The organism is Campylobacter sp. CN_NE2 (assembly GCF_027797465.1).
Taxonomy (GTDB): domain Bacteria; phylum Campylobacterota; class Campylobacteria; order Campylobacterales; family Campylobacteraceae; genus Campylobacter_B.
Window position 1 is genome coordinate 240,465 of sequence record NZ_CP115608.1, and the last position, 13,056, is coordinate 253,520.

Sequence of the window (13,056 nt, forward strand, 5' to 3'; positions counted from 1 at the left end):
TAAAAATTCGCAAATTTAAAAGCATTGCTTTTTAAATTTGCCACTTCTAGCGTGCAGGGGTTGGGGGATTGTAAGGGGGAAGGGGGCGCTTCGCAAGTCAGCCCACTTCCCCCTTACAAGGCAATTTAAATTTATACAACAATGTTTTAATAAAGTATTTTTAAATAAAATCTTAAATTTGTATTTTAAAGTGCAAATTTATTTTGACTAGAACAGTGCAAACTTCCGTTTTGACGGATAAAAACTCGTGCATCAATGCCGATTATTTCGCGATTTGGACACGCTTTTTTAAGGCGATCTAGCACGATTTTATCGTTTTTGTCATTGTATGTCGGCACGATTAAAGCGTCATTTATAAAGATAAAATTCGCATAAGTAGCCCCTAACCGACGATTTTCATAAAAAATCGGACTTGGAAGCGGAAGCTCGATGAGATTAAATCCTGTTTTTTCTAGCTCGTTTTTTAGCAAATTTAGCTCTGCAAAATGCTCGTCGTTTTCATCTTCGCAAATGCTAAATGCGATCGTTTCTTCATCAACAAATCTCGCTAGGGTATCGACATGACTATCGGTGTCATCGCCTTTGATAAAGCCGTGATCTAGCCAAATGATTTTTTCAAGCCCGAAAATTTCTTTTAGCTTTTTATCAAGTTCGTTTTGGTTTAGGTGTGAATTTCGATTTTCATTTAGCAGGCACGCTTTTGTCGTTAGCATTACGCCATGCCCGTTAAAATCGATACTTCCGCCCTCTAAAATCAAATCCAAATTTATCAAATTTTCGCTTAGAATCTTAAAAAGTTTTTCATTTACGGCGTTATCTTTTTCGCTCTCAAATTTTCCGCCCCAAGCGTTGAATTTAAAATTTAAATTCTCAATTTTGCCGTTATTTTCCCTATTTATCGCACCATAATCTCTAATCCAAGTGTCGTTTGTCGGAATTTTAAAATGCCTTACATTTGCTATGTCGCCACAAATTCGCCTAAAATCATCGTCATTTGGCGTAATCACAAAAACAGGCTGAAATCTCGCAACTGCCTTTATAAATTCTCTATAACTAGCCCAAATTTCGTCCAAATACTCCGCCCAGTCGGTATCTTTATGTGGCAACGCCACAAAAAGGCCATCTTGTCTTTCCCATTCGCCAAATGCTCTCATTTTTATCCTTTATTTTTTTTGCGTTATTATAATGAAATTTGATTAAATTTTTGCAGTTTTTATGCGTTCTTTAAAATCAGGCATGATTTTAGCGATAAATTCGTAAAATTCGCTTCTATGGTGCGGGTAGATTAAATGTGTTAGCTCGTGCAGAACGACATATTCGATAAATTTAAAATCTTTTTTTACCAAATTTAAAGAGAAATTTATATAACCTTTTTTGTGGTTGCAGCTGCCCCAGCGAGTCTCCATTTTGCGAAATACAACGCGATTTACAGGGCGATTTACAAAGGGTAAAAATTGAGCGATAAATTCATTGCAGATTTTTTTAAGCTCTAAATGTGCAAATTTATAAATTTCGTTTTTATCTTTTGCAAATATCCTATCTTGCGTGATTTCAACATTTTTAAATTTATCATTTAGCTCAAATTTATAAACCTTGCCAAATAGCTTTATCTCGTCATTTTCTATCTTTTTTTGTTCCACTTTTAAAAGCGTTTTTTCCACCCACGCCGTGTGTTTATCTATAAAATCCTTACAATCTTGCAAAGTAAAACTTTTTGGCACACTCGATTTTATCTCGCCGTTTTTAGAAATTTTAATCCTAGCGTATTTTACAGCCTTAAATTCGATTAAAACGCTAAAATTTGCAAATTCTAAACTAGCCGTTTGTTTTGCCATTTTTTACTCTTCCAGCGAAGTGTGTTTGCTAATCCCCTTAGCCACTCATCGCAAAAAAATCCTATCCAAACGCCTAAAATTCCAACTCCGTAGTGAATTCCAAGCAAATATCCAACCGGGATTGACACGCCCCACATAAAAATTAATCCCATGTAAAACGGAAATCTAGCGTCCCCGCTAGCACGAAGTGCATTTACAAAAACGATATTTAGCGTTCGCCCGATTTCAAGGGCGATTGTAAGGTAAAAAAGCGGACGCATTACGCTTTTGTGTTCATCGCTTAAATTTACGATTTCCATTATAATTTCACGCCCAAAAAATACGATCGCTATGAAAAACGCAGTGGCTATTAGACCAAATTTAAGAGCTTTAAAAGTGTGATTATAGGCTTCTTGCATAGCATTTGCCCCAACCATGCGACCGACGATGACTTCATTTGCCATGCTTATCGCACTTCCTGCAAAAAATATAAAGCTTGAAATTTGAAAATAAATGGTTTGCACGGTAAGACTTGCTTCGCCCATACTCGCTACAAAGGCAAAAGCAACCATATACTGCGTTATCCAAAGCAAATTTTCTCCGGCACTTGGAAGTCCGACGGAGAGAATTTTGCGTAAAATCGTGGTGCTTAAATTTAAAAACATAGCTAGATAAAATTTGATTTTTATCACTTTTACGGCGATTATGAAAAATAGCGTTACGCCGATGATACGAGCTGTTATGGTGCTAATGCCAATACCAGCTAGACCATAAAACGGCAGTCCAAAAGGCTGAAATAGGGCGATATAGTTTCCCGTAAGTGTGATTAAATTCATAATCACAGCGATAATGATAATATAGTTTGCGTATCCATAGACCCGCACCACAGCTGACATTAAAATCGCCAAAGCATCGATTGCAAAAACAATGCTAATGATTTTAAGATAAATCGCACTATCTGCTAAAAGCTCGCTAGGCACCTGCAAAAGTCTTAGTAAATTCGGTGCAAAAGCAAAGACAAAAGCACCACACACAAGCCCCAAAAATGCGTTAAAAACTATGCTTGTGTGGATTGCTTTTAGGGCTAGGATTTTATTTTTTGCGCCGATTGCCTGTGCGACTACGACTGAGCAACCGACGGCTAAAAAGCCAAAAATGGTGATAAAAAGTAAGAAAATTTGATTTCCCGCACCAAGAGCGCCTACTAGTTTTACATTTACCAAACTTATCATATATGTGTTTATTAATGCAGTTAGTAGCCTTAATGACATATCGATATAAATGGCACCGCTTAGGCGGAAAAGCGAAACTTCTTTCATCAACTCTCTTTTGTAAATTTGGAATTTTTGTGAATTTGGTCTGATATTTTAGCTAAAAGTTATAAATTTAAAGCAAATTCGCAAAAAATCTTTATTTGTAATAAATTTTTTAACTAAATTTCTGTAAAATTAAAAAATTTATTCAGCAAGGGTATTTAAATTTGGCATTAGTTGATTTGATTGATGTAACTAAAAAATTCGGTTCAAATGTCGTTTTGGACGCTGTAAATTTTAGTGTCAATGACAAAGAACGCATCGCTATCATCGGTAAAAACGGCGGCGGAAAATCAACTTTAATGAAAATTTTATGTGGAATTTATGAAGTCGATGATGGCAGAGTAGTAACGCAAAATAACATAAATATCCAAATGCTAGAACAAGCCCCAAAATTTAGCGAAAATCTATCCGTAAAAGATGTTTTACGAAACGAAGCAAAGGAAATTTATAACGCCATAGCCGAATACGGCGAGATTTTAGATCAAATCGCAAACGAGCCGGATGATAAAGATTTACTTGCGTATCAAGATAGACTTATTAAATTTATAGATTCAAAAGACGGCTGGAATATCGACAATAAAATCGAGCGAATTTTAGTGCATTTCAAGCTAAAAGAGTATGAAAATCGCTCTGCTTGCACACTAAGCGGCGGCGAAATTCGTCGTGTTGCTCTTGGGGGACTAATCTTAAAAAAGCCTGATATTTTGTTGCTTGATGAGCCGACAAACCACCTTGATGTCTATATGGTTAAATTTTTGGAAGAATTCTTACTAAATTCAAAACAAACTATCGTTTTTATTTCGCACGATAGATATTTTATCGATAGACTTGCGACGCGTTGCGTGGAGCTTGAAGACGGGCATTTAAGCAATTTTGACGGCGGTTATGCAAACTATTTAGAAAAAAAACAAGAAATGTTAGCAAGTCTTCAAAAGTCCCATGAAACACTACTTAAACAGCTAAAATACGAAGAAGAGTGGCTTAGACGGGGCGTAAAAGCAAGGCTTAAACGCAACGAAGGCAGAAAAGCTAGAATTTTAGCTATGCGAGAAGAAGCCAAAAAAAATCCGGGCGCAATCCGAAAAGTAAAACTCGAACTCGAACGCGCAAACAAGAGCTTTAACAAAGGCGGACTTGATGAAAATCGCCGTAAAATGCTTTTTGAATTTAAAAATGTCAGCAAAAAACAGAACGAAAAAACGCTATTTTCAAATTTTAACGCTAGGGTCTTGCAAGGCGAGAGAATCGGCATAGTAGGGGCTAATGGCGCAGGCAAAAGCACACTTTTAAAGATTATGCTTGGCGAGAGTAAAATCGACGGCGGCGAAATCAAACGGGGCGATATTAAAATCGGCTATTTTGATCAAAGCAGAACGGGCATTAGCGATGATAAGAGCTTGATTGAAATTTTCTGCCCAAACGGCGGCGACCATATAATGGTTAGAGGGCATTATATGCATGTCTATGGGTATCTTAAAAACTTTTTATTTCCAAAAGAGTTTTTGGATAAGCCTGTAAGCGTGTTAAGCGGTGGCGAGAGAAATCGCCTAGCTTTGGCAAAGCTTTTTACGCAAGAGTTTGATTGTTTGATTTTAGATGAGCCGACAAATGACCTTGACATCGCCACTATAAACATTTTAGAAGAGTATTTGATGAGTTTTGAAGGTGCCGTTATCGTCGTCAGCCACGATAGATATTTTGTCGATAAAATCACAAATAAACTTTGGGCGTTTGAAAACGGAAATATAGATCAAATTTATGTGCCATATAGCGAGTATTTGGAGTATGAAGATGAGATAAAAGAGCTTGATGAAATCGAAAAAGAATTCGATAGCAAAAAGCCAAACGACGCAAACAAAAAAGAAAAAACACAAAGCGCAAAACTCTCATACAAACAAAGCAAAATCCTTGAAGAATATCCTGCCCTAATCGAAGCCTTAGAAATTCGCATAAAAGAGCTAAACAAAGCACTCTCAACGCCTGAAATTTACCAAGAAGTCGGAATTCAAACGCTTTTTGAAGAGCTTGAAGAGAAAAAAGGCGATTTGTATAATATGGAAAACGAATACTACGAAGTTTTATCGATTGCTGAGAATTTAAAATAATCCAAATTTACTAATTCGTGCTAATATTTGCAAATTTAAAATTTACAAAAGGAAAAAAATGGTTTGGTTTTTGGTGTTTTTATACATTATTTACACGATTTACAAGATTTTTTTGTCGAATTTAGAGCTAAATTTTGTGCGTCAGAAAATGAACGAAAAAGCCGTAGTTTTAAGCGAAGAAGATTATAAACAAGCGGCAAAAACTGCAATCATAAATCAAAAATTTAGCATTTTTAGCGATTTTTACGGGCTTTTAGTTGCCGTTTTTTGGATAGTTTTTGGGGCTAGTTTTTTGCAGAATTTCATCTATGAAAGTGGCGTTTTTCAAAACGAAATTTTTAAAGCAACTGCCCTTGTCGTAGCATTTTTGATAATAAATTCGCTTCTTAGTTTGCCACTTGATATTTATAGCTCGTTTGTAAAAGATAAAAAGCTTGGTTTTTCAAATATGACGCCAAAAATTTTTATCATCGACACGCTAAAATCGCTTCTTTTAATGCTTATTTTTGGCTCGTTGTTTGTTTGTGCGTTGATATTTTGCATACAAAATTTAGGGAATTTTTGGTGGATTTGGGCGTTTTTGTTTAGTTTTTGCGTGATTTTGCTTATAAATTTGATCTATCCGACCATTATCGCGCCGATGTTTAATAAAATGTCGCCACTGCAAGACGGCGAATTAAAAGAGCAAATTTGCGAACTTTTACAAAAATGCGGATTTAAATCAAGCGGTGTTTTTGTCATGGACGCAAGCAAACGAGATAAACGCTTAAATGCCTATTTTGGTGGATTTGGTGCAACAAAAAAGGTTGTGTTGTTTGATACGCTTATTGAAAAACTAACTCAAAATGAAATTCTTGCGGTCTTAGGGCATGAGCTAGGGCATTTTAAACACGGCGATATTTTGAAAAATATCGCACTTAGCTTTGTGCTTTTGGGCGTGATTTTTGCGGTATTTGGAAATATGCCAAGTTCCGTTTTTTCTAGCCTAAATTTAAAGCTTGACGGCGGGGCGATTTTGGTTTTTATGATTTTGTTTTTGCCGATTTTACAGGCATTTTTAGAGCCTTTGGTTTCTAAATTTAGCCGTATGCACGAGTTTGGAGCCGACGAATTTGCTAGTAGCGTTCGCAATAAAGATGATATGATAAGTGCTTTAACAAAGCTTGGTAGCGAAAACAAGGCGTTTCCGATTTCGCACAAAATTTACTCGGCTGTGTATCACTCGCACCCAAGCCTTTATGAGCGTATCGAAGAGCTAAAATGACGATAAATGAAGCGTTAAAATTTGCTAAAATTCGCGTAAATTCAGACTTCGTCGCAAGGGAAATCATCAAATTTTGCGAAAATTTTACAAATGAGAGTTTGGTTTTAAATTTAAACGCCAAGCTTAGCGATTTTGACAAATTTTCTCACGCCGTCGAGCGTTTTGCCGGTGGCGTTCCGCTCGAATATATCACAAATAAAGCCGAATTTTTCGGACTTGATTTTTTTGTCGATGAAAGGGTCTTGATCCCGCGTTTTGAAACCGAAATTTTGGTAAAAAAGGTGCTAAATATCGCTTCAAATTTTAAAAATCCAAAAATTTGCGAAATCGGCACAGGTAGCGGGATAATCAGCATTTGCCTAAGAAAAAATTTGCGTGGCGCAAAAATCATCGCAACCGATATTTCAGAAAGTGCGATCAAAGTCGCTAAGCTAAATGCTAAAAAACACGGCGCAAAAATCGAATTTAGACACACTTCGCTTATGGACGGCGTGGAAGGCGAATTTGACATAATCGTTTCAAATCCGCCGTATATCGCAAATTCTTACGAGCTAGACGCTAGGGTTTTAAACGAGCCAAAAATCGCACTTTTTGGCGGAGAAGTCGGCAACGAAATTTTAGAAAAAATCGTGCAAATCGCCAAAACTAGGGCAAAATTTTTAGCTTGTGAAATGGGATACGATCAAAAAGAGAGTATGGAAAAAATTTTGCAAAACGCAAATTTTCACGCTATTTTTTACAAAGATTTAGCAGGGTTTGATCGCGGTTTTAGCGCAAAAAACAGAAACTTGGTATAATTTTAAAAAAACGCAAAGGCAAAAAATGACAAAATCGCAAATTTACAGGCTTTATTGTTACAGGGCATTTGGTTATAAGTATGTCGATGAAGGCTTTTTGCTCGAAGATTACGATATTTGGTTTGATGATTTGGATAAATTAAAAAAAGAGCTTAAATTTTGCAATCTTTGCGAACTCTGCAAAACACGCAACAATGTGCTAATCCCAAGCGGAAATGAAAACGCAAAAATAATGATAGTTTTTGAAAGCCCCGGTTTTAGCGCAGATAAAAATGCGACGGCTTACAACGGACAGCTTGGCGAGAAGTTTTTTGAGATTTTTGAAGAGGTCGTCGGTGTGAGTGTAAAAGAGTGCTACACGACATTTTTGATGAAGTGCAGAATTCCGCAAAATAGGAAAATCGATAGAAATTTACTGCTAAAATGTGCGCCGTATTTAAGCGATGAAATTCGCATTTTAAAGCCAAAAGCAGTGCTTAGTTTTGGCGAACTTTGCGCGAAAGTTTTACTTAGAAATGATAATCTGCCTAGCCTTGATATTATCCACGGAAGCCTTTTTAAAGATAGCGGGATTACCTATATACCGACATTTGGAGTAAATTTTTTGCTTTCAAACCCAAGTAGGATTGATGATTTTAAAAGCGATTTAGAAAAAATTAAGCAGTCTTTGTGAATTTTAAGCTTATAAGCCTTAATAACTTTGCGAATTTTAAATTTTCGTATCGTTTTTGCTATACGACCCGAATTTACATAACCTGTCATTCTGAGCGAAACGGAGTGTAGCGAAGAATCTTTTATTTGAATTTATGAGTTAGTTATTTGCGAATTTAAATTTACGAGATACTTCGCTTCGCTCAGTATGACGAAAATTTGTCATTGCGAATTTGTTTAATCTGTCATTGCGAGAATTTGCGTAGCAAATTCGTGGCAATCCAGTTCAAACAGCGAAGTCGTTTATTAAAGAAAATTTAGGCTCATAGCTCAAATTTACAAAATCTAAAAACGCATTTCGGCATTGCTGGATTGCTTCGTCGTTGCTTCGCAACTTTTCGTAATGACAATGGAAAAATTTGTATAATTTTTGATGGGTAATATGCTTATCCTACGAAGCTAGGTAGCCAAAAAAAATGCCAATTTTACAACTCATAAAATAAATGTTACAAATTTTCACAAAATTTTTATTTAAAGCAAAATTCTTAAAAATTTAAGCAAATTCTTGGGGGGGGGGGGGTATTATAATGTAAAAGTTTTTATAAAGGATATAAATGTCAAAAACAAAGCAAAATTTGCAAATTTCCACACCAAATTTATCAGAAGCGCAAAAATACATAAAATCTTGGAATAATGACAAAGAAAACGAGCATTACAGGGTGCAAGAAAAGGCACTTAATCAGCTTTTTCAGGCTTATTCTGAAAACACCGATTTGATTAAAATTTTGCTCAAATCGGCTGCTTTAAATGACTTTTACAGCACAAATATATTTTCGATTTATGAAATGGCAAAGCACATAAAAGAGCTAAAAATCGATGAAAGCTTGCAAAAAGGCGACGCAAATTTGGTAAATAAAATAGCGAAGATTAAGATAAAAGAAAAAGAGAGAAATTTCTACTCTTTTGCTAGCAAATACTGCTCTTTTCACAATCCGGATGAATTTCCTATTTATGATTCTTATGTCGCAAAAATCTTGTTGTATTTCGACAAAAAAGACAAATTTTCAAAATTTAGTCAAAACGATTTGAAAAATTATCCAACATATAAAAACGCAATATTTGAATTTAGAAAATTTTATGACTTAGAAGAATTTAGTATCAAAAAGTTAGACCAATATTTATGGCTATTAGGAAAAGAAAAATTTAATAAATTTAAATAAAAGGATAAAAAATGAGAAAGATTTTATGTTTTATCATTGCGATAATGGGTTTTGTAAATGCACAAAACAACGACGACATAAAAATAAATGTTGTAAAAAATTTTTACAATAATAGCGATTTGTCGGAAAACGCAAAAAAATTTGGAACAGCTTCATTTAAAACTGCTATTTCTGATGGTGAAGCAGCAGGTTGTTTGGATTTTGATCCAGTTGTCAGCGGACAAGAAATTTGCGATAAACCAAAATATGATTTCAAAGCAATAGGCTCAGATGAAGTCGAAGTTACGCAAACTTGTGATTATGGTGGCGACAATCCACTAGATATAAAAACCATAGTCTATGCACTAAAATGCAAACAAAATGAGTGCAAAGTAGATGATATTTTTAATTTTGTTAAAAATGATAATGGCGCAAAAGAGAAATTTAGCACAAAAGAATATCTTTTTGAATGTGTTGAAGAATATGTCGCTACTGAGAGCGAAGCCAATCATGAAGAATTTGCTGGCAACACAAATAATATCCAAAATAATGCCGATAGCTTTGCAGGAAACGCAAAAGATAAAATTAAAAATTTTATAAACAATGTTGAAAATAAGGTCGATGAAGTCAAACAAATGGTAAATTTTGAAAAACCAATTGTAAGTATAGAAGCTAGACAAATTAATGACTTTTGGGGTAAGCGAACTATCTATCCATTGATAATACAATCACGAGATAATGGGACTTTAATCAACGAAATTATAATAAATCGTGGAAATTGTCAAATATCACAACAAAATAAGTATGAAATAAATAAAAATAAACTAAATGAATATTTTCAAAAAAATCCAAAAAATTTTATACTTTATACTTCAAAAGAAAAACCAACTAGCTTTACTGGCTTTGAAAGAAAAATAATAAATGTTAAAATGAAAAACGGAAATATGGCGTCATTATATAAAAAATACTACGATTATGCCTATCATAGTATAGCTAGTAGAAGCAAGAAATTTGGCGATGTGATTTATAGTAGTAACAAAAAAGATTCCTTACAGAAAATTCTTCAAGAAAGAAAAAATAATAATAGCAAATCAAATCTTGCAAGATTTGATTCATTGGATGATGAAATAAAAGCATTATTTAAAAAAGTAAATATTAAAGTTGTATTAGCTTATGGCGAAACTCCTTATAATCAATATGAATCATCTATTAAGTGTTATTTTTTAGGGGAAAATAATAGTATCGATATACAAGATAATAATAAAATCAAAAAATGTATAAGAGAACAAACAACTATCATAGAATATGAACTCATAGAAGAAAAAGCAAAAGAATACGCATATAAATATTCCGATAATCTTAGTGAAGCTGGAAATGCACATTGGGAATTATTTGTAATAGAACTAGAAAGAGCTCTTAAAAAACAAGATGGAAGCCTTATAGGCGTAAGCGACCGTTCTTTAAATGCTAATGATGATAAAACAATGACATATATCAATAGCTTAGATAATGAAAGTCGTTCAGTGTATGATTATAAACCGATTTATCCTATGGGACCAATAGATTTTGGTAAAATTCTAGCAGTTCCATACGAGTGTTCTCCAAAAGAAGTTTTAGAGGTAATCTTAAAAACAAATGGTGGAGATTTTAAATATATGTTTGAACAAAATTAGGCATTTAATATGGCAAACACAAAGATTAAAATAGATAAATCAAGTGAATTTATAAACGAACTTTGGGAAAAACTACAATCGAGTGGGCTTTATGCCTACTCGAAAAATGATATTTATGATTATTTGATTTATTTGCTAAATAAATATGATGAAAACCACTTTTTCGATACTAACTCCAATGCCTTAAATTCAAGGCTTTTAAAGGTTTCGCAAACTCGCATAAAAACAGCCAAAACAAATATTTCTGTAAAATTTATGAACGAAAATGAATATGATGAAATTTTTATAAATTTTTTAAACGATTGTAAAAATAATCTTATAAAATTTAAAGAAAGTATAGAAAAAGGTAAGATTAAATTTGTATTAGAAAATCCTGCAACCCGCTTGGTATTAGAAACAAAACTAAAAAATGCTATCGGTGATACTTTGGACTATCATTTAAATAAAGAAATTGTTGAGATTGAAGCTAATAATTTTTTGTCTATGCTGTTAAAAGAATTAGAAATACTAGAAAATAATAAAAATTTAAATCAAAAAGACAAAAAACTGCTTGAAAAATTACAACAAGTTAAAAAAATCATAAAAAAAGAAAAAAATAAAAAAGAACTAAAAGAGAACATAGAAGCTGGAATTAACATATCTACAAAATTTACAACGCAAATTGTAACTAGTGCAATTAGCGCATTTTTTGGTTTTTGATTTATATAGTATCATAGGGTGGGCATTTTCGCCCACCGAAAATCTAAAATTTCAACTTAATGCTCAAAATTTCTTAAAAAATTTGATTAATTCAGGTTCGAATTTTGTAACTCGTCCGTTTTGCAAATATGCGATTGTGATCTCTGCGCTAAATAAAAGCTCGTCAAATTTATTTCCGTCGATGTCTTCAAGTCGGTAAATTTTCTGCTCGAAGATGGCACTTGCTTTGCCGATTTCAAGCGTTTTGCTTCGCACTTCTACTATGTCGCCGTATTTGGCAGGGCGAACGAATTTCGCACTTAAATTTGCAACAACCATATATTTTGATTTATCCAAATTTAGCCTTGCTCTAAGCAAAGCTTCGCTTCTAGCGCGTTCGCAGAATTTTATATAGTTTGAGTGATAAACGATCCCTTGCGCGTCGGTATCTTCAAAATAAACTCTAAATTTCATTTTTGCTCCGAATTTTGGCTCGAATTTGCCGAATTCGAGCGTGGAAATTTCATAAAAAACAGAATTGTTTGCGCGATTATCATAAATTTCATCGTCCATTCGCTACCTTTGTGAATTTTTGCAAATTCGGCTGTTTGCGTGGCGGCTGCACCTGCTTTTTGCGCTTCGACTATGTAGTCTGTAAAAACCAAAACAAAAAGCACCATAAGTATCAAATTTAGCACGGCTAACATTAGCGTTGAAAAGCGAAAATTGAAATTTTGCGATTTGTTGTTGTTGAAATTTACCATTTCAAAAATAAACGAAATCACCGTGATTATCATAAGAATTTTGTTATATTTTAAAAAAATTTGTGTCATAAGCTGACCACTTTGAAAGTGGCTTAAAACGCCGTCGCCTAAAAAACTTTGCGGAAAAAATATCGTAGGAGCCACAAACGCCCCAAGAGCGAGTTCTATGCCGATTAAAGCGGCTAGTAAAAACAGATAAATTCCTAAAATTTTACTCATTTATTTCCTTTTGTTATTCTAAATTTTCATTGTATTCAGGGGTTTCGTAGATATTTCCGACTATTTCAAGGCTATCAAAGCTTCCTAGCATTTTGTATTGTTCTATATCTTTAAAATAAACGGTAAAACCGCCGATGACTTCGTTATATAGCACGGCTGAGACATCGTTAAATGCCATGCTTGTTTGATTTGTGTTTTTTACAATGTCGCCTTCGAAAATTTCTTTGCCGTTTTTGTCAAACATACCTGTTGATTGCGAAATTTTAATCGATTTTAGCGGTTCGAGCTCTTCTTTTTTGTATCTTAGAAAAAAACCTTTTCTAGTGTAGCCTTTTAGCTTATAAACCACGCCGTTATCGATGTCAAGATAAAAATTTTCCTTTTCCCAGTTGCCTAAGAATTTTTTATTTGCATAATCCCAAAGTCTAAATTTGATAGATCTCATAGCAAATTCCTTCTTGTAATCTTAGTTTAACAAATGCTATTTTATCACTTAATATTAAAAATCTGATTAAATTATTTATTAACCGATTTTTAAGCAATTTTTTTATAAAATCCAACTCTTATATTGTGAAA

13 protein-coding genes are annotated in these 13,056 nt (G+C 33.9%); 7 read left to right on the forward strand and 6 right to left on the reverse strand.

Annotated features, from left to right (window positions below; genetic code table 11):
• Positions 1-185: 185 nt before the first annotated feature.
• From PF028_RS01240 to PF028_RS01250, 3 genes are read right to left on the reverse strand one after another with little or no spacing between them, the layout of a single operon-like run.
• Entirely contained in the window at positions 186-1,154 is a 969-nt protein-coding gene (locus tag PF028_RS01240; protein WP_270860853.1) for an agmatine deiminase family protein, read from the reverse strand.
• A 42-nt stretch (positions 1,155-1,196) separates the two neighbouring features.
• On the reverse strand, positions 1,197-1,835 hold the full coding sequence (locus PF028_RS01245; protein ID WP_270860854.1) for a M48 family metallopeptidase: 639 nt from the start codon (positions 1,833-1,835) through the stop codon (positions 1,197-1,199).
• The gene (locus tag PF028_RS01250) at positions 1,811-3,133 is read right to left on the reverse strand and encodes an MATE family efflux transporter (RefSeq protein WP_270860855.1); all 1,323 of its coding nucleotides are present in this window, start codon (positions 3,131-3,133) and stop codon (positions 1,811-1,813) included. Before PF028_RS01250 ends, PF028_RS01245 begins: the two co-directional genes overlap by 25 nt.
• Positions 3,134-3,294: 161 nt before the next feature.
• On the opposite strand from PF028_RS01250, the gene abc-f reads away from it, so the two are divergent.
• The 7 genes from abc-f (at position 3,295) to PF028_RS01285 (ending at position 11,518) form a co-directional block, all read left to right on the forward strand.
• A complete protein-coding gene (gene abc-f, locus PF028_RS01255) occupies positions 3,295-5,235 on the forward strand; it encodes a ribosomal protection-like ABC-F family protein (RefSeq protein WP_270860856.1) in 1,941 nt (646 codons plus the stop codon).
• A 58-nt stretch (positions 5,236-5,293) separates the two neighbouring features.
• Positions 5,294-6,499: a M48 family metallopeptidase gene (locus PF028_RS01260; protein ID WP_270860857.1), complete on the forward strand. Its 1,206-nt coding sequence runs from the start codon at positions 5,294-5,296 to the stop codon at positions 6,497-6,499.
• Positions 6,496-7,296, forward strand: a complete 801-nt coding sequence (gene prmC / locus PF028_RS01265) for a peptide chain release factor N(5)-glutamine methyltransferase (RefSeq protein ID WP_270860858.1) — start codon at positions 6,496-6,498, stop codon at positions 7,294-7,296. Before PF028_RS01260 ends, prmC begins: the two co-directional genes overlap by 4 nt.
• A gap of 25 nt (positions 7,297-7,321) precedes the next feature.
• Entirely contained in the window at positions 7,322-7,969 is a 648-nt protein-coding gene (locus PF028_RS01270) for a uracil-DNA glycosylase (protein ID WP_270860859.1), read from the forward strand.
• 592 nt (positions 7,970-8,561) lie between these two features.
• On the forward strand, positions 8,562-9,167 hold the full coding sequence (locus tag PF028_RS01275) for a hypothetical protein (protein ID WP_270860860.1): 606 nt from the start codon (positions 8,562-8,564) through the stop codon (positions 9,165-9,167).
• 11 nt (positions 9,168-9,178) lie between these two features.
• A complete protein-coding gene (locus tag PF028_RS01280) occupies positions 9,179-10,819 on the forward strand; it encodes a hypothetical protein (protein ID WP_270860861.1) in 1,641 nt (546 codons plus the stop codon).
• A gap of 9 nt (positions 10,820-10,828) precedes the next feature.
• Entirely contained in the window at positions 10,829-11,518 is a 690-nt protein-coding gene (locus PF028_RS01285) for a hypothetical protein (protein ID WP_270860862.1), read from the forward strand.
• Between the two features lie 63 nt (positions 11,519-11,581).
• Here PF028_RS01285 and PF028_RS01290 read toward each other — a convergent pair whose 3' ends face one another.
• From PF028_RS01290 to PF028_RS01300, 3 genes are read right to left on the reverse strand one after another with little or no spacing between them, the layout of a single operon-like run.
• The gene (locus PF028_RS01290; RefSeq protein WP_270860863.1) at positions 11,582-11,971 is read right to left on the reverse strand and encodes an acyl-CoA thioesterase; all 390 of its coding nucleotides are present in this window, start codon (positions 11,969-11,971) and stop codon (positions 11,582-11,584) included.
• On the reverse strand, positions 11,968-12,480 hold the full coding sequence (locus tag PF028_RS01295; protein ID WP_270860864.1) for a DUF4149 domain-containing protein: 513 nt from the start codon (positions 12,478-12,480) through the stop codon (positions 11,968-11,970). The genes PF028_RS01290 and PF028_RS01295 overlap by 4 nt, the downstream gene beginning before the upstream one ends.
• Before the next feature lie 13 nt (positions 12,481-12,493).
• Positions 12,494-12,925, reverse strand: a complete 432-nt coding sequence (locus tag PF028_RS01300; protein ID WP_270860865.1) for a YopX family protein — start codon at positions 12,923-12,925, stop codon at positions 12,494-12,496.
• Positions 12,926-13,056: the final 131 nt, after the last annotated feature.